Here is a 21311-nt window from a genome sequence, read left to right on the forward strand (position 1 = left end):
ACTTGTGCCCCTTGCATGGCGAGGGGCACATGCAGGCCCGCAGCAGGCTCGATTGCCGCTGCGGGCTTGCCTTGCATGTGCGGATGAGCATCGCAGGAGAGGTCTATGAGCTCAAAAGATTCAAATAACGAGCAGGTAAAAGAGGGCGTTGGTGCCAAGCTGGCGTCAGTGGCGTTTCTTGCCCCCACAGCCGTCGCCGGCGTGGCCATAGCGGCCGCCGTGGGCAACTACGTGCCCGTGGCATACGTGGCGCCCGCGGTTGCCGAGCAGGTGCAGGCGTCTGTGGCGGCGGCCGAGCTCAAGGAGGTCGACACCTCCGAGGTCGAGAAGGAGTCCGCGGAGGGGCTGGCCACCGAGACCGACTTCGGCATCGACCTCTCGAACGTCAAGGACGGCACCTACACCGGCTCGGGCACGGGTTTCTCGGGCACGATCACGGTGCAGGTCACCATCCAGGGCGGCAAGATCACGGCCATCGAGATTCTCTCGAGCGGAGACGACGAGTCGTATTTCGGGCAGGTCAGAGGCCTTGTGGACACGGTGATCGCGCAGCAGTCGCTGGACGTGGACACTGTCTCGGGCGCGACGTATAGCTCGCGCGGGCTTCTTGCCGCCATAAAGAACGCGCTGCTTCAAGCCACCGGGCAGGAGCCGGAGGCCCTAAACGAGGCGCTTGGCGCGAGCCTGACCAGTGCAAAGACCATGGCCGCTGTGGAGAGCGCGGTCGACGCGCCGAACGGCTTTGCCGACGGCAGCTACGAGGGCTCGGCCGAGGGCTACAACGGCCCCGTGACTGTGCGCGTGACGGTGGCGAGCGGAAAGATCGCTTCCATCGACCTGGTGAGCCACGAGGACGATGCCCAGTTCCTTTGGGCCTGGGCGCAGATCCCGGGCGATATCGTGAGCGCGCAGTCGACCAATGTGGACACGGTCTCGGGCGCGACCTACTCGTCGAAGGGCATTATCGCCGCGGTTCAGCAGGCGCTGAAGAAGGCCGCGGCCGCAGCGGGCAACAAGACCGACGCCGATGCAGACACGGCCGGCGCCGACGGCAAGAAGGACGACGCGGCGGGCTCGCAGGACGGCTTCGACGCCGACTCCGGCGGTGGCTCCGGCGGCGGCGAGACGGCCGACGGCGGCGCGGGTGACAACGGCGCGAGCGACGGCGGATCCGGATCGGATACCGAGGCCGCGCACTACGAGGACGGCGCCTACACCGGGTTCGCCCTGTGCTCCGACGGCGACGAGGGGAACTTCGAGCCTTACTACGTCGCCGTGACCATCGAGGTCAAGGAGGGCAAGGTCGCCGGCATAAAGAGCATCCTGGGCACGAACGTCACCACGGACGCCTCGCTGCCCGAGGTCCTGGACCCGTTCAACGCCGATAACCAGACCTACTTGGACTACGCCGTCAAGGGCCGTACGGTAAAGAAGGTCTGGTACGAGGGCGTGGAGGCCCAGCTCCTGGCCGGCAAGACGCCGTCGAAGATCGATGTGGTGAGCCGCTCCACGTACTCCTCGCGCGCCATCGCCAAGGCGTACCAGGCGGCGCTCTCGCTCTCAGAGGAGGCGTACAAGAAGGCGCACCCGGAGGACGAGAAGAAGGACGAGTCGGAGACGACCGGCGGTTCCTCGAGCACGGGCGATGCCGGCGGGTCGGGCGACGCGGCTGGCGGATCCGGCGCCGCAGGCGACGGGTCGGCTGCGTCCGGCGACGGTGACGGTGCTGGTTCTGGCGCGGGCGCGGGCGCGGGCGGCGGCTTGGACGACGGTGCGGGCACCGGTTCGGCGAGCGGTTCGGGCAGCTCAGCGGCCGATTCAGAAGCGGCCGACGGCGCGGCCGGTGCGGCAGGCCCGGCCTCCGGCGACGGCTCCGGCGCGGCCGACGGCTCCGATGCGGACGCGCCCGACGTTGCGTCCGGTGCGCTCGCGGAAGACGCCGCCGTGGCCGCCTCGGATGCCGCCGCATCGTCTCTTGCCGCCGAAAGCGAGGCGGCCAATGAGTAGCGAGCATTCGGGGATTCTCTCCCGTAATCGAAACTTCTTAATCAAGTGCGTTAATGCCGCCGCGGTAGTAGGTGTGGTTGTGGCCTATAACACGTGGGCCTATGGCGTCCTTGCGAACGACATGGCCGTTACCGCCCGCATGGAGGAGGAGGCTGAGGCGGCCCGCGCGGCGTCTGACGTGCGTGGCCCGTACGCCACCGACGGCGACTTCTCCGGCTCGGCGCAGGGCTACGGCGGCACCGTGACAACGTCGGTCACCATCGAGAACGGCTACATAATCGGTGTCGACGTGATCGAGCACTCCGGCGAGACCGAGGCTTACTTTGAGCAGGCCGAGTCGCTAATTCAGGACATTCTGGAGACGCAGGGCACGAACGTGGACACCGTTTCGGGCGCCACGTTCTCGTCGGCGGCCATTATCAACGGCACGAACGAGGCCCTCAAGGCAAGTGGCGTCGCTGGGGCCGGTGAGTAGCATGGCGCAGAATAAATCGCTGGCCAGCGCCATAAAGAAGGACCTTGGCATTCTGCGGGCGCCCAGGGGCGCGGCTCAGGAGCGGCGTCGGCGCGAGCTTTTGCACCGCGGGCTCCGTTGGGCCATTCAGATTGCGTTTCTCGCGGCGTTTCCCGGCGTGTGGAGCGCGGCCTTTACCGGTGTGCGCGGCATTTGCCAGTCGCTTGGCCAGGCCCAACCCATCCAGCTCACGAGCTTTGTTGCGCTGCTTATCGTTTTGCTGGTGTTTACCTGCGTGTTCGGGAGATTCTTCTGCGGCTTTGCGTGCGCGTTCGGTACGTTCGGCGACATGGTATACGCGCTGGCCACGCCGCTTCGCCGCCTTTTGCGTCTCGACGGCAAGAAGCTCCCGGGCGGCGCGCGACGCGTGTTGCAGCTGCTCAAGTACGTTGTGTTGGTGTTAATCGCCTGGTTGTGCTTCGATGGACGCTGGGGCGATGTCTCGTCCTTCTCGCCGTGGACCGCGTTCGCCGGCATCCGCGCCGGTTCGCTCTCGGGCATCTCGGCGCGCGCGCTGGCCGTGCTCGGGGCAATAGCCGTGGGCATGGCCTTTGTGGAGAGGTTCTTTTGTCAGTTCCTCTGCCCGTTCGGAGCCGTGTTCTCGCTGCTGCCGGTGCTGCCCGTCTCGCTGTTCCGTCGCAACCGCCCGAGCTGCGCGCCGCGCTGCAATCGCTGCCAGGACCGCTGCCCGGTGGGCGTCCACCCCGACCGCGGCGACCTGCGCTCCGGCGAGTGCATCGCGTGCGGCCGCTGCGCCGACGGTTGCCCCATGGCCAACGTTTCTTTGCTGAGGATACAGACGGGCGTCGATGCCGCCGCCGGTGCCGTCGCCCACAGCGGGGCCAAAAATCGCAGTTGTACCGCTTCAAACAGGCCAACATCTGCGAAATTTGGCCCGGGAACGGGTTTTAGGATTATCGGTACAGAAGTTACCCTTACGCTACTTAAGGCCGGAATCCTCGCCGCGCTCTGCTACGCTTTTGCGTGACGAAAGGATTTGTTTTGCTCACGCATGGTTTTAGCTGCTCAAACGGTGTTTCTCGCCGTGGATTTTTAAACTTACTGGCAGGTTTTGGGGTCGCAGCCGGCGGGCTTTCGCTCGCGGGCTGCGGCTCGTCGTCTGCGGCCGCCGGCTCCACCAACGCTGCCGGCGGCGATGAGGGCACGGTCCATGCCTCTGCCGTATCCGACGACCAAGTCGCCTCCCGCACGCTTTTTGTGTTCGACACCGTGGTCTCCATCTCGGCGCAGTGTAGCGAGGAGCTGCTCGACACGGTGGCCGAACGCTGCAATTACTTTGAGAGCAAGTTCAGCCGTACCGTTGAGGGTTCCGACATCTGGAACATCAATAACGCAAAGGGCGCGACCGTGAAGGTGGCCGCCGAGACGGCCGAGTGCATCACGCGCGCGCTCGAGTACGCCGAGGCCTCGGGCGGCCTGTTCGACATCACCATCGGTGCGGTCTCGAGCCTCTGGGACTTCGTCGAGGGCGTTAAGCCGACGGAAGAGGCCGTCGCCGCGGCGCTTCCCCACGTTGGCTACGGTTGCGTGGAGGTCGACGGCGATAAGGTCACGCTTTCCGACCCCGACGCCATGCTTGACCTGGGCGGCATTGCCAAAGGCTACATCTGCGACGACCTCGTGCGCATCCTTCGCGATGGAGGATGCGCCAATGCGTCGCTCAGCCTTGGCGGCAACGTTTACGTCATGGGCATGAGCTTCGACGGCGACGAGTGGAACGTGGGCGTGCAGGACCCCAATGGCGAGGCCGACACCGTCATAGCCACCATCCCCGCGACCGACGTGAGCCTTGTGACCAGCGGTTTGTATGAGCGCTGCTTCGAGCAGGACGGCATCAAGTATTACCACATCCTCGACCCGCGGACCGGCTACCCGGTAAAGACCGACCTCGAGAGCGCCTCGATTCGCTGCGAGAGCTCGACCACGGCCGACGCCTACTCCACGATCCTCTTCCTGCTCGGGCACGATGCCGCGGTGAGCCTGGTGGACGCAGACGACCGCTTCGAGGCCGTCTTTGTGAACGATGCCGGCGCGGTGACACAGTCCTCCGGCAACCTGTTCACCATCCTTTAGGGGGCGCACGTGGCAAGAAACGCAGCGGCGCCGAACCGCAAACTGAACATTGCGCTGGTAGTGGCCATCGTTTTGGTGGCTGTGGGCGCCTTTGTGGGCACGCGGCTGCTCGCGGACGGGGGCAACGCCGAGACGGGCGCCGAGGTCGTGATCCGCGACGCGGACGGCAACGAGCGGCGCCTGCCCCTGTCGCAAGACTGCGAGACGACCGTGGCGACCTCCGCCGGAACCAACGTGGTGCAGGTCAAGGACGGTAAGGTGTGCGTTCGGGAGGCCGACTGCCCCAACCAGGACTGCGTCGAGCAGGGCTGGATTTCTGACTCGAGCCAGCAGATCGTGTGCCTGCCGCATAAGCTCACGGTGAGCATCGAGGGCCCGAACGCGACGTCAACCTACGATGTAATTGGACGCTGACGTGCGCAAACGCGTGGACATCGAACGTCTTGCGAGCATCTCGCTCTTGGCGGCGGTGGCGCTCGTTTTGTCGTATTTGGAGACGATGATCCCGCTGCCCGTGGCGTTGCCCGGCGTCAAGCTTGGGCTCGCGAACGTGGCCGTGGCGATAGCGATGTTTTCGCTGGACGTGCGGGCGGCCGGGGCCGTTGCGGCGGTTAAGGTGCTGGCGTCGGGGCTGCTCTTCGGCTCGCCGATGATGCTCGCGTACAGCTTCGGTGGCACCGCGCTGGCGTTTGTGGGCATGGCCGCGCTGACGGCGGTGCCGGGCGTGGGGCTCGTGCCGGTGAGCATGGTGGCGGCAATTTTGCACAATGCGGGCCAGCTCGCGGTGGCTGCCGCGATGCTGGGGACGTCCTCGGTGTGGATCAACCTGCCAGTGCTCGCCGTGGCGGCGTGCGCGACCGGCGGCGTTACGGGCGCTGTGGGCCAGGCGGCGCTGGAAAGCCTGGCGGGCGAGGGCGACGGGACCGGTTGCGAGCCGCGCCCGGTCGTCGATTGCACGCCTCTCGGCACCATCGTCGCAGGCGAGCGCGTGGCGTTTATCGGCGCGAACGGGAGCGGCAAGACGTCGTGCGCGTTGCAGCTGGCGGGCCTGGCGCAGGCCGACGGCGGGGCTGTGAGCGTGGTGGCCGGCCGCCGCGCGGGCGTTTCTTTCCAGGACCCGGATAGCCAGATCGTGGCGCCGAAGGTCCGCGACGACGTGGCGTTTGGTCCCGAGAACCGCGGCACAGACCGCGAGCAGATGATTCAAATCGTCATTAAGGCGCTGGTAGATGCTGGTGCTGAGGATTTCTTGACGCGCGAGGTTGACTCGCTTTCCGGCGGGCAGAAACAGCGCGTGGCCGTGGCGGGGCTTCTTGCCCTGGCGCCGGGCCTCGTGGTGTTCGACGAGGCCACGGCGATGCTCGATCCCGCGGCGCGCGCGTCGTTCGAGCGCCTCGTGGGGCGACTGTGCGCGGCAGGCGTGGCCGTGGTGCAGATTACGCAGATCATGGACGAGGCGTTTCTTGCCGACCGCGTTGCGGTGTTTTGCGAGGGCGCCATCGTGTTTGTGGGAGCGCCGGCCGAGGCCTTGCGCGAACCAGGCCTGCTTGCGTCGTGCGGCGTCGAGGCGCCGAGGTCGGCACAGGCCATTTTTGCCGTGCGGGAGTTGGGCGTGAACGTGGACGAGGCCTCTGACCTCGACGAGGTTGAGGAGGCGATATGTCGCTGGCTTGCCGAGGCATAAGCGCCGGTTACCCCGGTGGGGGAGCGAACGTGCTGCGCGACGTGTCGCTCGAGGTCGCGCGCGGACGTGTGCTCGGCGTGGCCGGGCCCTCCGGCTGCGGCAAGACGACGCTCCTGCGCTGCCTGGGCGGCACGCTCGCGCCCGCGGAGGGCCGTGTGGAGGCCGACGGCTTTATCGCCGTGGTTCAGCAGATGCCCGAGCAGCAGCTCTTTGCGCCGACCGTGCTCGATGAGGTGATGTTCGGGCCGCGCAACCAGGGCCTGGGGGAGGACGGGGCTCGCGAGCGGGCGACGTGGGCACTCGAGCTGTTTGGGTTCGATGTGTCTGACGAGGCGTTTCTTGCGCGCAGCCCTCTTCGTTGCTCCGGTGGCGAGAAGCGCCGGATCGCTCTGGCGGACATGGTGGCCATGCGGCCCGATTACCTGCTGCTTGACGAGCCGACGGCGGGCCTCGACCCGTCGCAGGCGCGCGGCCTCGTGGGCGTCGTGCGCCGGCTGGCGGCGGGCGGCATGGGCGTCGCGGTGGTCTCCCACGACATGGATATGCTGGCCGAATGTGCTGATAACCTGGTGATTATTGCCAATGGCGTGGTTGCCGCGCTGGGCGAGGCGGGGGCGGTCCTAGGTGACGTCGAGCTTCTGCGGGCGTGCGGCCTGGAGCCGAGTTACGTGTGCGAGCTGGCGGCGAGGCTGCGGGCGCGCGGCGTCGACCTGCCTGTTGGAGTTTGCACGGCCGAGGGGCTCGCGGCGGCCCTCGCGGCGGCGCGCGCAGCTGGGCCCGCGGCGCCCGCAGCGGGGGAGGCGGTGCGATGAGCTACGGCGTTTACCTGCAGCGCGATACCTTCGCGCACTCCCTGGACCCGCGGGCAAAGATCTGCTTCGTGGTAGCGTTCCTTATCGCGGCGTTTCTTGCCAATGGGTGGCTTGAGCTGGGATTTGTTGCCGTGGTGGCCGCCGGCATGCTTGCGGCGGCGGGCATCGGCGCGCGTCGTGCGCTCCGCACGTTGCGGCCCTTCGTGTGGATCATGGCGTTCGTTATGGTCTTCAACTCGGTCTTCTCCGCGGGCGGCGTCATTTACGCGGCGCAATCGGTGGCAAGATTCGCGCTCGTCCTGCTCGGCAGTTCGACCCTCATGGCCACGACGTCGCCCACCGAGCTCACCGACGCGACGTCGATGCTTCTCTTGCCGCTGCGGCGCCTGGGCGTGCGCGTGGACGACACCGCGCTCTCGGTGAGCATGACGCTGCGCTTCGTGCCCGTCGTGCTCGAGGAGTTTAAGCGCGTAAAGGCAGCTCAGGAGGCACGATTGGCCCGGTTCGACCAGGCCTCGCCGCTTGCCCGGGCGCGCGCCTACGTGCCGGTGATGGTGCCCCTCTTTGCCGGGGCGCTTCGTCGCTCGCAGACCCTCGCGCTTGCCATCCGCAACCGCGAGTACGGTGAGTGCGGCCGGCCGCGGACCTGCATCCGCGCCTATTCGCTTGGGGCCCGAGACCACGTGGTCCTCGCGGCTGCCGTTCTTCTCCTGACCGTCATCCTTCTCTAACCGTGCCGCCCGGCCCGTCGTTGGGCCAAAAATCGCAGTTGTATCGCTTCAATCGGGGTAACATCTGCGATTTTTGGCCCGGGAATAATTTCAGCCAGCTAAATCCAAAATTACTGCTTTGACCTGCGGATTTTGGGGGAGAATGTCTCCACCGAAGCGGCGAGGGAGGCGGGCGTGCACAAGCTCAAAAAGAAGGTCGACGAGCAGGTAAGGATTTCGTTTGAGGAGGATGAGGCTCGCGGCGCCTGCCTTGCCACGTACAGCGAGGCGGTCCACAAAGACGTCCAAGCGCGCATTGCCGCAGGTTACGACATCGTTTCTCCCTTACCGGGTCTGTATGCCCGCGGCGATTTCTGGCGCGGGCTTACTCCGGAGCAACAAGCCATCGCAAAGATGCGCGGCTTGGCTACTCGTCACCCCGATTGGATATTCCGCGGCACGTCGGCGGCTGTGCTTCTCGGCCTTTCGGTCTCGCATCGGCTGCTGGATGTGATTGAGGTCGCGAGTCCCCACGGCACAAAGAGCCGACGCGCCGGCGGCGTGCGCACGCGCCATGCGGACGTGGATGAGGAGCCGTGTGCATTTGCCCGGGGGCTTCCTGTGACGCCGGTCCTGCGCACGGTGTTCGATTGCTGCCGGGAGCTGCCGTTTCGTGACGCCGTTGCCATCACCGACTCGGCACTAAGGCTAGGGCTGGTGAATAAAGATCAGCTCGTGGCCTACGCGAATGACAAGAGGCGCTGCAGGGGCGTGGCGGCTGCACACCATATCGCGGGTTTTGCTGACGGTAGGTCGGGCTCCGGAGGCGAGTCCATGGCTCGCGCGGCTATGTGGGAGCTCGGCTTTGTTGCGCCCGAGCTGCAGGCGGAGTTTGCCGACCCCATGAGCGGACGGCGATACTTCGCGGACTTTTGCTGGCGAACCGAGGAAGGTCGCGTCATCGTCGGCGAATTCGACGGAGGCGAGAAGTACGTTGACCCGCAGATGAGCGGCGGCCGATCGGTCGCGGGCGTTATGCGGGCCGAGCGGTTGCGCGAGTCTCGCCTGACGGCGCTGGTAGATGCCGTTGTGCGCTTCTCACCGGCCATGGTCGCCGATTCGGCCGAGTTCGCGCGCCTGCTGGACACGTTCGGCGTTCCCAGAGATCACCGCCCGCTGATTAACGTGGCGGACGCCGCGCCGTTCTATGACGAGGTCCCTCTCTCGGCATACGGGATCATGTAGGGGCGGCGAGGCTGCCGGCGCCGCCGCTGGCGGCGCTGCTGCCGGCGGCGCTGCTGGCAGCGCGTCCCGGCCGGCCCGTTGTTGGGCCAAAAATCGCAGTTGTACCGCTTCAATCTGGTTAACATCTGCGATTTTTGGCCCGGGAACTGCCGGCCGCGCTTTGGCGATAATGGTGCAAGCAAGTTGTTGAGAGGAGCACGGATGAGGTTCGAGGCAGGCAAGTTCGGCCAGCCGGAGTGCGTGGTCGGACGGGTGGGCGGCGGCTCTGGCGAGCGGCGACTGTCGGACCTGGTGGATGAGCAGAACGCGTCGCGCGTCGATGCTCCCACAAATCATCCTCAGGTAGATCGCCTTATTCGCACCATTTGGCGCCTGCGCCAGCCCGACGGTTGCCCGTGGGACCGCGAGCAGACACACGCGAGCATCACCAAAAACATGGTCGAAGAGGCTTACGAGGCGGTCGACGCCATCGAGGCCGACGATGCGGCGCACCTCTGCGAGGAGCTCGGCGACGTGCTCGAGCAGGTGCTTCTCCACGCGCAGATCGCCTCCGACGCGGGTGAGTTCGATATCGACGACGTGGCGCGCGGCCTCAATGAGAAGCTCGTGCGCCGCCATCCGCACGTGTTCGGCGACCTGGCGGCCGAGGTCGAGGGGCGGGCGCCTGCCGGCTACGACGAGGCCCGCCCTGAAGGCACGGCGCCCGACGCGCCCGCGGTCCTCGACATCTGGGATGACGTGAAGCGCCTCGAGCGCGAGGCGCGAGGGGAGCTCGCCAACGGTCGCGTGGCCGGGCTTCTCGACTCCGTGCCGAGCAGTTTACCTGCGCTTATGCAGGCGCAGAAGATCTCCAAGCGCGCGGCCAAGGCCGGCTTCGAGTGGGAGACCACGGCCGATGTGTGGGCCAAGGCGGCCGAGGAGCGAGCGGAGTTCGAGGCCGAGGAGCCCGGCACACAGGCGGCGGCTGTCGAGTTCGGCGACCTTCTCTTTGCGCTGGTAAACGTCGCGCGCAAAGAGGGGATCGACGCCGAGGAGGCGCTCGCCGCGTCAAACCGCAAGTTCCGTGCGCGCTGGGCCCGCATGGAGGAGCTTGCGCGCGCGGCCGGGGCCGACGTGGAGTCTCTCTCGACGGCCGAGCAGAACGACCTTTGGGACCGTGCGAAGGCTGAGGAGAAGCGCGCCCGATAGCGGTGTGCGGCGTGCCCTCTGGTATAAATGAGTCGATGCGTTGCCTGCGGGCAGCCTGCCAAACATACCCAAAACGAAGCGGCAGCATGACGAACACCAATGACAACACGAGCCTGAGCAAGCCTAAGCCTCTGAGCGAGACCGATGTGCGCGCGGCCGCGGGCGCCGCTCGCGAGGCGCGTCGTACCGCGACGCCTCGGACCCGCCGCGCGGCCGGCGTGCGCAAAGCTCGCGTGGCGCCCGATCATGCGGGCGAGAACTACCCCGTCAAGGAGCGACGCGAGGCGAGCACCGAGCGGACCATCAACACCAATGGTTTTTTCTCGACAATCGGCGACTTCGTGATTCGTTTTCGCTTTCCGTTGCTGATGGCGGTCCTTGTTATTGTCTTGCTCGCGAGTCTGTATGGGCCGCTGAAGTCGTATTACCACGCGTGGCGCATCGGCGACGGACTCCGTGAGCAGCTCGAGTCGTACAACCAAAGCAATGAGCAGGCGCGCAACGACATCGAGGCGCTGCAGACCGAGGAGGGCATCAAGGACGTCGCCCGTAAACGTGGCTACGTTGAGGAGGGCGAGACCAAGGTGGTCGTCGAGGGCCTGGACGAAGGCTACGATTCCGATGGTTCGGGCACGTCCGGGTCCGATGAGCCTTGGTACATTCAGTTTGGCGATAAGTTCTTCAATTACGTTCCGTCCAACTAGGCGCTCGGAGCATATGCGCGTTTGAGGGCGCTTTTCAAAAAAGGTGCGAACATGAGGCGAGTTGCCTGCATTGATATCGGGACCGTGACGGCGCGCCTGGCCGTGGCCGACGAGGAGGGCGAGCGCGTTTCTCGGCTGGCCAAGACGTCGACGATCTGCAACCTGGGCCAGGATGTGGACCGGACGCGACGCCTGGCGACCGACGCCATGCAGCGCGTTTTTGCCTGTTGCCGCGAGTACGTGGCGAGCGCCGGTGCCGCTGGGGCCGAGGGCATTTGCTGCACCATGACAAGCGCCGCGCGCGATGCCGAGAACTCCGCCGAGCTTGTGGCTGCGCTGCGGTCACTGGGGCTCGAACCCGAGGTCATTCCGGGCAAGGTCGAAGGGGCGCTCACGTTTTTGGGCGTGGCCCAGAACTTCGGGGGTAAGAGAATCCTCGTGGCCGACAACGGCGGCGGCTCGACCGAGCTCGCGTGCGGCGTGCTGCGAGACGGTGTGCTTGACCTGGGCTTTGTTGAGTCGACGAACGTCGGTTGCCGGCGGATTACTGACAAGTTCCTGAGCGGCGACGAGCCGCCGAGCAAAGCGGACCTGGCAGCGGCGCACGAGTTCGCGGCAAGCTTGTTCGAGACGGCGATTGAGCGAGGGGGGCTGCGGGCCAGCGGAGCGGCGGGCAACGCGGGCGCCGACGATAATGCTCCGGAGCGCCTCGTCGTGTGCGGCGGCACCGTGACGACCCTCGTCGCGCTCGACCTCGCGCTTGAGCCCTACGACTCAAGCCGCGTGCATTTGGCTACTCTGAGCAGGGAAAAGGTGGCTGAGCTCGAGGCGCTTCTTGCCAGCAAGACGGTTGAGGAGCGAGCGGCGATGGCGGGAATCCAGCCCAAGCGCGCGCCCGTGATCTTGGGCGGCGCGGTGGCCATCGACGAGCTTTTGGCCCAGACCGGCTTCGAGGAGCTCACGGTGAGCGAATCGGATTTGCTGTTCGGGCTCTCGCTGGCGGCAGCGACGGCGCTGCCCGGCACCGAAGGCGAGAAGTCGCCGGTCGGTTGGAAGCCGACGATGCGTCCGGTTGCCAAAGTCGGTTAAACTGTTTAGCCGTGGTGCGCACCTGGGGGTGTGGCGGAATTGGCATACGCAGCGGCCTTAAAAGCCGCGGCCGAAAGGATTGTGGGTTCGAGTCCCACCGCCCCTACCATCTTAGCTTTAGAAACAGCCCAGCAACCTGCGCTTTTGGGGGAAGCAGAGGTCTGTCACCAATGGCAGGCCGGACGGTTAACGCTAGACTTGCGCCCAACTGTTGGCTCCTATCGCCCAGTCAACAATCTGCGTGGACGGGAAGTCGTACAAAACGACGCCATCCGCCTTGTTCCCCTCGCCGTTGTAAGCCGCGATCGGGTCTTCGTCGAAGAATTGCGCATACACCTCTTTGACGTAATCCTGCGAGCCTTTGGTCGGGTTTTAAGGTCAAATCTGCAGCTCAGGTTAACGTAGACCGCCTTTTGCGCAACGGTCCCTTGGCGCCTGTTGTAGGGGCCGTTCATGTTCACGTTCTGCATGAAGTCGTTGCCCAGAACGATTCTGCCCCCCCTGACGTCTTCGACGGTCGTGTCGTCATTCCTCGTCGCAGAAACATTAAATTTCTGATAGAGGTTGGAGAGGGCGTCGGTAACCTCGGACCCGAAATCGCCCTTCTTTTTCTGAACGTTGACGATGACAAACTCGCCCGAGCGCTCGCTCAGGTACGCCTGGAACTTTGCGAACGCGCTCTCAAACGCCAACGTAGCCGGCGTCGCGCCGTCCTCCGAGCTATCGGCGCGGGTAGTGTCGGAAAAGTTGGTGTAAGCGCCCGGCCGAAGGCCGGCGCGGCCCCGTCCAGGGCCTGAAACCTATTCGCACATGTTAGTTGCCCTCGACCCTGTCGGCAAGCTCGACGGCGGCCTCGAGGGCGCGCCTCGCTGCCGCCGTGTCCGCCGCGCTCGGCGCCGGTCGCGGCGGCGCCGGCTCCCCCTCGGGCGGCAGCTCGCGCATCCTGGCCTCCGAGAAGTAGCGCGAGGACGACCACGCCTCGTCCATGTCGCACATCACGGCGCCCGCCAGCCGCATCAGCGACGCCTCGGACGGGAACACCTGCACCACGCGCGACCTGCGCTTTATCTCGCGGTTGGCCCTCTCCTGCACGTTGTTGGTGCGCAGGCGCTTCCAGTGCGAGGCCGGCAGGTCGAGGTAGGCCAGCGCGTCCGGCTCGGCGCCCTCGAGGACGTCGGCCGCCTTGGGGCAGATGCCGCGCAGCATGTCGCAGGCCGCGTGGTACATCGCGACGGCGGCGGCGTCCTTGGCGCGGAAGACGGGCGCCACGACGCGCGCGACCCTCTTCCTCAGCTGCCAGGAGCCGGCCTCGCGCGCGCAGTCGCGCACGAGGCGCGCGACGCAGCGCTGCCAGGCCGCGCCCTGGAAGACCTCGCCGATCGCCCCGGTCAGCCCCTTGTGGGCGTCGGAGACCACGAGGCGCACGCCGGCGACGCCGCGGTCGCGCAGCGATCGCAGGAACCCCAGCCAGGAGCCGTGGGACCCGGTGTCCACGACCGCCATGCCGAGCACCCGCCTCCAGCCGCCCCCGTCGCAGCCGATGGCGGTGACGACCGCCGCGGGGGCGACGCGGCCCTCCCGGCGGCACTTCACGTAGGCGGCGTCCAGCCACACGTAGGGCATCGCGGCGCCCGAGAGCGGGCGGCCCACCAGCTCGTCGACGTCGGCGTCCAGGCAGGCGCATATGGCGCTGACCTGGTCCTTGCTGAGGCGGGGCACGCCCATCCTCTCGGCGACGCGCCGGACCTTGCGGGTGCTCGTGCCGCCGGCGTACATCTCGGCCACCGCGGCGGCCAGCGCCCGGTCGACCCTCTGGCAGCGCTCGATGACGTCCTCGGGGAAGAAGCTGCCGCCCCTGGGCTTGGGCACCCTCGGCGCGAGCTCGCCCACGCAGGTCTTGGGCATGCGCTCCCGGTAACCGTTGCGGGAGTTGCCCGTCTCTCCGCACGGCTGGTCGGCCTCGGAGTCCATGATGCCGTTGGCGACCTGCTCGGCGAGCAGCCTCAGCAGCTCCTGCATGTTGATGAGCCCGTCGTCGAACCTCGGCATCGCCGCGGCCGCCTGGGCGGCGGCCCCCTCTGCTATGCTTTCCATGCGGTCCTCGCCCTTTCTTCCGAACCTGACTTGTCGTGATTTCAGATTCTAGGACGGGGCCGCGCCTTTCTCACGGGCGGCCTATCGGAGCGTTTCGCCCCTTACACCAACATTTTCGACGCGATCTCGGCGCGGTCGTAACAGGTGCAAATGAACGGCCACGTGTCTCCGCGATAAAGGCCAAAGTCGCCCTTTTCGTGGTCGTAGCGCAGGTTGAAGGCGCGGATTGCGTTGTTGAGCTGCTCTTTGATGTCCCAACCCTGGCGCTCAGCCAAATTTGCCGTTTTAGCCCGTGTGTTGAAGCGGGCCGCGTCGCGGGTGCCCGGGATTGTCAGCTGAGAGACCTTCACGGCGGGGCCGATCGTCGACATCCAGTCCGCCCTGCCCTCGGCAAAGGCCTCGGACGGCAAGTTGAGGGCCGTCAGTGCCGAGACGGCGAATCGCCAATGCCGCCGAAGCCAAGGGGCGATTTTGTCCTGGATGCGGTTTGAGCCGGCGAGGAAACAGTTCTATCCCCGTTTTAAAGACTCTGTTTCCGGCGTTGGACGCGTGCATATGAGAAGAGCCCCGTTACTGAGGCTCTTCTTGCGATGCGATGGTGCCCCCAGCGGGATTCGAACCCGCGATATCCACCTTGAAAGGGTGGCGTCCTGGGCCACTAGACGATGGGGACTTAAAATAAGTATACAGGAATCGCCTGAAGCGGGGGTCTGCGGATTGCCACTCCTAAGAACGAGGGTTTTGCGTCCTCGGAATTGCGGCCACAACGCAAAACCCTTGATTCGAGGAATAGATCCTCCTTGTTTTTTGGGTTTTGCGTGATGGCACCAAAACGGGGGACGCAAAACCCTCAAAACCAGGAGGGCGGCCGGCGCGACCCTGCCCGCGAGCCGCGGGGTCTACCAGTCGAGGTCGTGCGCGTAGGCGTAGGCGCGCGCGTCAGCATCAAGAAAGTCCTGCTCGCCGCACCACGCCACAAAATCGGGCGTGTCGGCGATGATGACCTCCGCCTCGTGCACGGCGCACAGCGCCTCCTCGAAGCTACCGACCGCATACACCGGCCGATCGGGCAGGTAGACCTCCACAAAGATGGGCCTTAGCAGCGCGTATGCCGCACCCTGCGACAACTGCGCGTATCCCCTCAGTGCCCTTCTTGCCGCCGGCATCCTGTCCAACTTGTACAGCAAGAGGCACCGCGCCAAATTCGACCACACGTTGCCTTGCGAGAAACGCGCGTCCAGGCGGTTCAGCCCCTCCTCGTCCTCGAGCCGCGCGTACGCCAGCGCCGCCGTGTAGCGCGCGCCCAGCGGGTCGCCGTCCTTCTCGGTAACCGCGAGCAGCGATTCCGCGGCGTCGCGCGCCATCTTCCATCGGGCGCTGTCGCCGCAGGTCCGGGCAAAGGCGGCGCGCAGCCGCAGCCGGGGCCTATCCTCAACGTTTGCCCAGCTCAGCGTATCAAACGGCTTCGAATCGCCGTCCATGTAGAGCCTCTCGAGCGCCCGCAGGTCCTCGAGCAGGCCGTCGAAGTTCTCGTACGACGCCAACTTGGAGAGAAGCAGCGCGTCGAGGCAATCCCCGCCGAGCTCGATCGCCTCGGCACACGCCTTCCTGAGCTGCTCGAAGCGCTTCTTGCGGGCCGCTATGTACTGGTCGTCGTCGAGCAGGTCGTCGTCGTGCGTCGACTCATCGAACCTGGCCATGGCTCGCCCGAGCACCGCGTAGGCCTGCTCGGTCGGCGTGCTTATGCTTGCCTGCGGGTTGGCTCGCACGCTGAGCAGCAGCTCCTCGAATGCCGCGTCGGACATCTCACCGATTTGCGCTCGCCGCCGAGCGGCGCAGCGGGCAATAAGTTCCTCTTTGAAGTTCATCGCGGCCGACCTCCTAGTTGTCGAAGCCGGCGGGGCCACCGAAGCCGCCGAAGCCGCCGGCACCGCCGAACTGCCCCGGCTGCCCTTGTGTCCCGTACTGGGCCTCGAGCTGCTCCTCGAGCAGTCGGCATTCCTCGACCGCCTTCGGCCGCAGCTTCGCCGTGTTCTCGGCGACCCACGCCCCCAGCACGCCGCGCCCGCTGCTGTCGCTGCCCTCTTGCAGCAGCACCACGGCCTCGGACAAGGCGATGACGAGCTCATCTTCGCTGTACGGCTGCACGTTCAGGCGCGCGAACTCGCCGTCGGGCAGTTCGTTTTGCCTCAGCAGCGCCACGGCGCCGTTGGGGTAGCAGCGCAGGATCTCGGCCAGGTGCGTACGCGCGAGCGCCGGCTTCTGCTGCCGGTGCGCCAGAGCGAGCCGTGCGATGAGCAGCCACGCGTCGTTGGCGCCGCGGGAGGGGCAGAGCGTGCGGTAGCGGCGGGCCAGCTCGTCGAGGCCGGCCTCGTCCTCGAGCTTTGCCAGCGCGAGCGCCAGGGTAAAACGGGCGTCGGACAGGTCGCTCGGGTCGACCTCGAACAGCTTCTCGCAGGTCGCGATGGCCGCGCGATTTCGCCCGCCGATCAGCTCGTATTCGGCAATGGAGGCGAGCCAGCGCTGGTAGGGGCGCATGGCAAGCTCGGCGGCCAGGTTGCCACGCTCCATGTCGCCGAGGTCGCGTGCCCCGTCGCGGGCCTTCTCGCAAACCTCGCGCACACGCGGCTCCTCGGACTTGAGGAAGGCGGCGCGCTCGCTCGGGGTGGGCAGGTTGTTGGACGAGCGCATGCGGATGGCGTCGAAGCAGTTAGGGTCGAGCGCGATGGCCTCGTCGAGCAGGTTCTGACCGCGAACGACGAGCTCACCGGCCTTGTCGCCCATGGAGAAGGGCAGCTCGTGGTCGATGACATCGCACGCAAGGGTGACGAGGTAGAACGCGCGGTCGGCGTCGTCTTGCGGCAGTTTGTCGCGTTCCTGCGAGAAGCGCCGGCCAAAATCGGCGAACGTCCGCATGGCAGCGAGCGGCTCGGCTTGGTCAAGCTCGCGAATAAACCGCAGGCCAAGGCGTTGATAATCTTCTCTTCGCGCGTTGTGCGCCATGGCCGCCCTCCTCGTGCTCGACGCCCGCCCGCGCGGCGAGCGGGTATGCGTGTCTACAAGTAATTAAGCATACCCCCAACGGGCACGTCCCTATACGTTTTGCGGACCAAAAACCGCACACGTATAGGTGAGCGGCCTTGCGCCGCGCGCACAACCGCCGGTGGTATCCTTTGTGCGTATGGGCTGAGAAATCTCAATAAAGCCCAGCTAGAGGTCCTAATTTGCCAAACAGAGTCGAGAAGCGTCCCGCGTCCGGCTCGATTGGAAATCCGCCACGGGGGTGGCGGCACGAATCCGCCACGGGGGTGGCGGCATAGGAATTGGAGGAGAGTTATGGGACGTTTTACCAACCCGCGCGATCTGTATTTTGGTGAGGGCGCCCGCCACGAGGTCAAGAACCTCGCCGGCAAGAAGGCCATCATCGTCACCGGCGGCGGCTCCATGCGTCGCGGCGGCTTTTTGCAGGACGTGCAGGCCGACCTCGAGTCCGCTGGCTTTGAGGTCCAGCTCTTTGAGGGCGTCGAGTCCGATCCTTCCGTCGAGACCGTGATGAAGGGCGCCGAGGCCATGAAGGCCTTCGAGCCCGACTGGATCGTCGCCATCGGCGGCGGCTCCCCGATCGACGCCGCCAAGGCCATGTGGCTGTTCTACGAGTACCCCGAGGAGACCTTCGAGCAGGCCGTCGTGCCCTTCTCGTTCCCCACGCTGCGCACCAAGGCCCACTTCTGCGCCATCTCCTCGACCTCCGGCACCGCGACCGAGGTCACCGCGTTCTCCGTCATCACCGACTACGCCAAGGGCATCAAGTACCCGCTGGCCGACTTCAACATCACCCCTGACGTGGCCATCGTCGACCCCGAGCTCACCTACACCATGCCCGCCAAGCTCTGCGCGCACACCGGCATGGACGCCCTGACCCACGCCATCGAGGCCTACGTCTCCACCGCCGGCTCCATGTACACCGACGCCAACGCCCTGCACGCCATCCGCGAGATCGTCGAGTGGCTGCCCAAGTCCTACAAGGGCGACCAGGAGGCCCGTCAGCACATGCACGACGCCCAGTGCATCGCCGGCATCGCCTTCTCGTCCGGCCTGCTCGGCATCGTCCACTCCATGGCCCACAAGACCGGCGCCGCGTTCTCCGGCGGCCACATCATCCACGGCTGTGCCAACGCCATGTACCTGGGCAAGGTCATCCAGTTCAACGCCAAGGACGCCACCGCCAAGACCCGCTACGCCTTTATCGCCAAGGAGGTCCTGCACCTGGCCGGCGAGACCGAGGACGAGCTCGTGGCTGCTCTGGTCCAGAAGATCCGCGACCTCAACGACGTCCTGGACATCCCGCAGGGCATCAAGAACTACGGCGAGGGCGGCGCGAAGGCCGACGCCTCCATCATCGATTACGACGAGTTCGAGTCCAAGAAGTCCGAGGTGGCCACCAACGCCATCGCCGACGCTTGCACCGGCTCCAACCCGCGCCAGCCCTCCCAGGAGGAGATGGAGAAGCTGCTCGAGTGCGTCTACAACGACGTGGACGTCGATTTCTAAAGCAGCCTGGTCATAGGTAGTTTTGGGCCCCGTCGGTTCGCGCCGGTGGGGTCTCTTCGTGACTAAACGTTCAAAACGAACAGTCCGGTGAACGGTATTTGTTACCCGATGAGCGGTTGCGTGAGAATTTTTTCACAACAACCAATTTCCGGCTGCTATAGTGCGTACCGGATGAAGTGTTACTCCGTCTCGGAGGCATTATTTGTCCTCGTGTCGCTGCCGCTGGGGAATCGGCAGCCATATTTTTGTGTCACGGGGAAACACATGCGCATCCTTCAGACTCTCAACAACAACGTAGCCATCGGCAGTGACGACCGGGATCGCACCTGTGTCGTGTTTGGCCGCGGCATCGGCTTTCCTAGGGCCCCCTACGACCTGAGCGACGAGTCGGTCATCGTCCGCCGCTTCTACGAGTTCGACGAGTCCCTGGTCCCCATGGTCGCCAACCTCTCCGAGGACGTGCTGACCGCCGCCTCCGAGATCGTCCAGGAGGCCCACTCGCAGCTCAACTTCACGCTCAATCCCAACCTCGCCTTCACGCTCTCTGACCACCTGAGCTATGCGCTCTCCCGCATCCGCAACGGCATTAGCCTGGAGATTCCGCTGGAGAGCGAGGTCAACTACGTCTACCCGCGCGAGCTCGCCGTCGGCCGCTTCGGCCTGCAGGTCGTCAAGCGCCACTGCGGCGTGGAGCTGCCGGCAACCGAGGCCACGGCCATCGCGCTGCATCTGGTCAACGCCGAGGGCAGCTCCGGAGGCTCCGGTAACATCGACCTTGTCGTCAAGAGCACGGAGATTATCGACCGCATCATCGCCATCGTTGAGTCCTGCCTCGAGAAGACCATCGACCGCGACTCGTACTCCTATATGCGCTTCGTCATGCACTTGCGCTTCCTCATCGCCCGTCTGATGGGCGAGAAGAGCGACCCCACCGCCGGGAGCCGCGTCTCCGTCCTTTTGCCGCATGTCCGCGCCGAGTTCCCGCAGGCCGTCGCCTGCGCCGAATACATCAGCAAGTACCTCAGGGAGGCCTATGGCTGGAACTGCTCCGACGACGAGCTGCTCTACCTGATCCTCCACTCCAATCAGTTCATCACTGGCCAGTGAGACAGCACCATTAGCACGACAAGCGCCACCTGCACCATCAGCAAGTCCGCACCGTAAGCAAGGAAAGGAAGAAGGGGAAGTATGGATCCGAAGAACACTGCTGCTGAGATCCTCGCCAACGTTGGCGGCAAGGAGAACGTCAGCGACGTAAGCCACTGCTTCACGCGCCTGCGTCTTGTCCTCAAGGACGAGTCCAAGGCCAACAAGGACGTCGTCGAGCACATCGAGGGCGTCATCCAGGTCGTCGAGGCCGGCGGCCAGTTCCAGGTCGTCCTCGGCGCCAAGGTCACCAAGGTCTACGACGAGATCTGCCCCATGATCGGTATTGAGGGTTCCGGGGAGGTCTCTCCTGACGGCGACGTCTCCAACGGCTCCATCGGCAACCGCATCCTGCAGACCGTCTCCAAGATGTTCACCCCGCTGATCCCGGCCATCGCCGCCGCGGGTCTCATCAAGGGCTTGCTCACCGCTGCCAAGCTCATCTGCTCGCAGCAGGGCATCGACATCTCCACCAATGATACCTACGTGCTGCTCTACGCCGCGTCCCAGATCATCTTCTACTTCATGCCGATTTTCCTCGGCTACACCGCCGCCAAGGCCCTGAAGTGCAACGAGATCATCGCTATGGTGCTCGGCGGGTTCCTCTGCTACCCGCAGGTCGACACCATCATCCAGGACGTCGCCACTGCCACGACCATCTATGGCCTGCCGGTCGTCAAGGCTGCCTGGACTATCGGTGAGTCCACCAAGGTCTTCTCCTATACCGAGTCGGTCATCCCGATCCTTCTCGCCGTTCTCGCCCTCATGTTCCTCGAGCGCAGCCTGAAGAAGATCATCCCGGAGATCCTCCAGATCATCTTGGTCCCCGGCCTCTCCATCATCATCATGCTGCCCGTTACCCTCGTGGTCCTCGGCCCCGTGGGCATCTACATCGGCAACGGCATCCAGGCTGTCTACTACGCCCTTATGAACTTCAACGCCATGCTCGGCGGCGCCGTCGTCGGCGGCCTCTGGGGCGTTCTGGTCATCTTCGGCGCCCACCGCGCCCTTCTGCCCGTCGGCCTCAACGACGTGGCCGTTTCCGGCAAGCAGAACCTGCTCGCCTTCGCTGGTGCCGCTAACTTCGCCCAGGGCGGCGCTGCCCTGGGCGTCATGCTGAAGACCAAGAGCGAGGAGCTCAAGGGCGTCGCGGCTTCCGCCGTCATCTCTGCCGTCCTCGTCGGCATCACCGAGCCCGCCATCTACGGCTGCAACCTGCGCCTCAAGAAGCCGATGGTCTGCGCTATCGTCTGCGGTGCCATCGGCGGCGCCATCATGGGCCTCGGCGGCGTCTATGGCGATGCCTTCGCCAACAACGGCGTGCTCACCATCTTCACCTACGCCGCCTTCGGCATGACTCAGTTCGCGTTCTACCTGGTCGGCTGCGCCGTTGCCTTCTTCGGTGCCGCTGCCGCCACTTACTTCGTGGGCTTCGAGGACCTCAAGTAGTCCTTCTCCGACCTACGCGTGTAC

Annotated in this window: 19 protein-coding genes and 2 tRNA genes; 16 read left to right on the top strand and 5 right to left on the bottom strand. The window is 65.6% G+C overall.

What is annotated here, in order from left to right; translation table 11 throughout:
* Nucleotides 1-105 precede the first annotated feature (105 nt).
* The 13 genes from U5709_RS07745 to U5709_RS07805 all read left to right on the top strand — a co-directional run bounded on the left by U5709_RS07745 (nt 106) and on the right by U5709_RS07805 (nt 12156).
* Entirely contained in the window at nt 106-2007 is a 1902-nt protein-coding gene (locus U5709_RS07745) for an FMN-binding protein (protein WP_321973137.1), read from the top strand.
* 79 nt (nt 2008-2086) lie between these two features.
* A complete protein-coding gene (locus tag U5709_RS07750; RefSeq protein ID WP_321972228.1) occupies nt 2087-2482 on the top strand; it encodes an FMN-binding protein in 396 nt (131 codons plus the stop codon).
* A gap of 1 nt (nt 2483) precedes the next feature.
* Nucleotides 2484-3509, top strand: a complete 1026-nt coding sequence (locus U5709_RS07755) for a 4Fe-4S binding protein (protein WP_321973138.1) — start codon at nt 2484-2486, stop codon at nt 3507-3509.
* Nucleotides 3510-3523: 14 nt separating this feature from the next.
* A complete protein-coding gene (locus U5709_RS07760) occupies nt 3524-4615 on the top strand; it encodes an FAD:protein FMN transferase (protein ID WP_321973139.1) in 1092 nt (363 codons plus the stop codon).
* 9 nt (nt 4616-4624) lie between these two features.
* Nucleotides 4625-5029, top strand: coding sequence for a NusG domain II-containing protein (locus U5709_RS07765; protein ID WP_321972231.1), 405 nt, complete (start codon nt 4625-4627; stop codon nt 5027-5029).
* A gap of 13 nt (nt 5030-5042) precedes the next feature.
* Nucleotides 5043-6299, top strand: coding sequence for a Gx transporter family protein (locus U5709_RS07770; RefSeq protein ID WP_321973140.1), 1257 nt, complete (start codon nt 5043-5045; stop codon nt 6297-6299).
* Nucleotides 6275-7111, top strand: a complete 837-nt coding sequence (locus U5709_RS07775; RefSeq protein WP_321973141.1) for an energy-coupling factor ABC transporter ATP-binding protein — start codon at nt 6275-6277, stop codon at nt 7109-7111. Before U5709_RS07770 ends, U5709_RS07775 begins: the two co-directional genes overlap by 25 nt.
* On the top strand, nt 7108-7842 hold the full coding sequence (locus U5709_RS07780; protein ID WP_321973142.1) for an energy-coupling factor transporter transmembrane component T: 735 nt from the start codon (nt 7108-7110) through the stop codon (nt 7840-7842). The genes U5709_RS07775 and U5709_RS07780 overlap by 4 nt, the downstream gene beginning before the upstream one ends.
* A gap of 174 nt (nt 7843-8016) precedes the next feature.
* The gene (locus U5709_RS07785; protein WP_321973143.1) at nt 8017-9066 is read left to right on the top strand and encodes a hypothetical protein; all 1050 of its coding nucleotides are present in this window, start codon (nt 8017-8019) and stop codon (nt 9064-9066) included.
* A gap of 201 nt (nt 9067-9267) precedes the next feature.
* Nucleotides 9268-10254 carry a nucleoside triphosphate pyrophosphohydrolase gene (mazG, locus tag U5709_RS07790; RefSeq protein WP_321972236.1) on the top strand — a complete coding sequence of 329 codons (987 nt, stop codon included), beginning with the start codon at nt 9268-9270 and terminating at the stop codon, nt 10252-10254.
* A gap of 86 nt (nt 10255-10340) precedes the next feature.
* Nucleotides 10341-10958 (top strand): hypothetical protein, encoded by a 618-nt coding sequence (locus U5709_RS07795; protein WP_321972237.1) that lies wholly within the window; start codon nt 10341-10343, stop codon nt 10956-10958.
* 51 nt (nt 10959-11009) lie between these two features.
* Nucleotides 11010-12047, top strand: a complete 1038-nt coding sequence (locus U5709_RS07800) for a phosphatase (RefSeq protein ID WP_321972238.1) — start codon at nt 11010-11012, stop codon at nt 12045-12047.
* Nucleotides 12048-12071: 24 nt separating this feature from the next.
* Nucleotides 12072-12156, top strand: a tRNA-Leu gene (locus tag U5709_RS07805).
* A 704-nt stretch (nt 12157-12860) separates the two neighbouring features.
* On the opposite strand, the gene U5709_RS07810 is transcribed toward U5709_RS07805, so the two are convergent.
* The 5 genes from U5709_RS07810 to U5709_RS07830 form a co-directional block, all read right to left on the bottom strand.
* A complete protein-coding gene (locus U5709_RS07810) occupies nt 12861-14141 on the bottom strand; it encodes an IS256 family transposase (RefSeq protein WP_321973144.1) in 1281 nt (426 codons plus the stop codon).
* A 101-nt stretch (nt 14142-14242) separates the two neighbouring features.
* Nucleotides 14243-14512, bottom strand: coding sequence for a hypothetical protein (locus tag U5709_RS07815; protein ID WP_321971335.1), 270 nt, complete (start codon nt 14510-14512; stop codon nt 14243-14245).
* Between the two features lie 225 nt (nt 14513-14737).
* Nucleotides 14738-14814, bottom strand: a tRNA-Glu gene (locus U5709_RS07820).
* Nucleotides 14815-15040: 226 nt separating this feature from the next.
* Nucleotides 15041-16009 (bottom strand): hypothetical protein, encoded by a 969-nt coding sequence (locus tag U5709_RS07825; protein WP_321971336.1) that lies wholly within the window; start codon nt 16007-16009, stop codon nt 15041-15043.
* A gap of 13 nt (nt 16010-16022) precedes the next feature.
* Nucleotides 16023-17144, bottom strand: a complete 1122-nt coding sequence (locus U5709_RS07830) for a response regulator receiver protein (protein WP_321973145.1) — start codon at nt 17142-17144, stop codon at nt 16023-16025.
* A 333-nt stretch (nt 17145-17477) separates the two neighbouring features.
* On the opposite strand from U5709_RS07830, the gene U5709_RS07835 reads away from it, so the two are divergent.
* The 3 genes from U5709_RS07835 to U5709_RS07845 all read left to right on the top strand — a co-directional run bounded on the left by U5709_RS07835 (nt 17478) and on the right by U5709_RS07845 (nt 21287).
* A complete protein-coding gene (locus tag U5709_RS07835; RefSeq protein WP_321971338.1) occupies nt 17478-18692 on the top strand; it encodes an iron-containing alcohol dehydrogenase in 1215 nt (404 codons plus the stop codon).
* A 264-nt stretch (nt 18693-18956) separates the two neighbouring features.
* A complete protein-coding gene (locus U5709_RS07840) occupies nt 18957-19799 on the top strand; it encodes a PRD domain-containing protein (RefSeq protein ID WP_321973146.1) in 843 nt (280 codons plus the stop codon).
* An 81-nt stretch (nt 19800-19880) separates the two neighbouring features.
* On the top strand, nt 19881-21287 hold the full coding sequence (locus tag U5709_RS07845; protein ID WP_321971340.1) for a PTS transporter subunit EIIC: 1407 nt from the start codon (nt 19881-19883) through the stop codon (nt 21285-21287).
* Nucleotides 21288-21311: the final 24 nt, after the last annotated feature.

This window comes from Paratractidigestivibacter sp. (genome assembly GCF_963660155.1).
Classification (GTDB): Bacteria; Actinomycetota; Coriobacteriia; order Coriobacteriales; family Atopobiaceae; genus Paratractidigestivibacter.

Coding starts and splice junctions, on each gene's coding strand:
- U5709_RS07745 (WP_321973137.1), top strand. CDS start 106: ATGAGCTCAAAAGATTCAAATAACGAGCAGGTAAAAGAGGGCGTTGGT.
- U5709_RS07755 (WP_321973138.1), top strand. CDS start 2,484: ATGGCGCAGAATAAATCGCTGGCCAGCGCCATAAAGAAGGACCTTGGC.
- U5709_RS07775 (WP_321973141.1), top strand. CDS start 6,275: ATGTCGCTGGCTTGCCGAGGCATAAGCGCCGGTTACCCCGGTGGGGGA.
- U5709_RS07780 (WP_321973142.1), top strand. CDS start 7,108: ATGAGCTACGGCGTTTACCTGCAGCGCGATACCTTCGCGCACTCCCTG.
- mazG (WP_321972236.1), top strand. CDS start 9,268: ATGAGGTTCGAGGCAGGCAAGTTCGGCCAGCCGGAGTGCGTGGTCGGA.
- U5709_RS07795 (WP_321972237.1), top strand. CDS start 10,341: ATGACGAACACCAATGACAACACGAGCCTGAGCAAGCCTAAGCCTCTG.
- U5709_RS07800 (WP_321972238.1), top strand. CDS start 11,010: ATGAGGCGAGTTGCCTGCATTGATATCGGGACCGTGACGGCGCGCCTG.
- U5709_RS07810 (WP_321973144.1), bottom strand. CDS start 14,141: ATGGAAAGCATAGCAGAGGGGGCCGCCGCCCAGGCGGCCGCGGCGATG.
- U5709_RS07815 (WP_321971335.1), bottom strand. CDS start 14,512: ATGTCGACGATCGGCCCCGCCGTGAAGGTCTCTCAGCTGACAATCCCG.
- U5709_RS07825 (WP_321971336.1), bottom strand. CDS start 16,009: ATGAACTTCAAAGAGGAACTTATTGCCCGCTGCGCCGCTCGGCGGCGA.
- U5709_RS07830 (WP_321973145.1), bottom strand. CDS start 17,144: ATGGCGCACAACGCGCGAAGAGAAGATTATCAACGCCTTGGCCTGCGG.
- U5709_RS07835 (WP_321971338.1), top strand. CDS start 17,478: ATGGGACGTTTTACCAACCCGCGCGATCTGTATTTTGGTGAGGGCGCC.
- U5709_RS07840 (WP_321973146.1), top strand. CDS start 18,957: ATGCGCATCCTTCAGACTCTCAACAACAACGTAGCCATCGGCAGTGAC.
- U5709_RS07845 (WP_321971340.1), top strand. CDS start 19,881: ATGGATCCGAAGAACACTGCTGCTGAGATCCTCGCCAACGTTGGCGGC.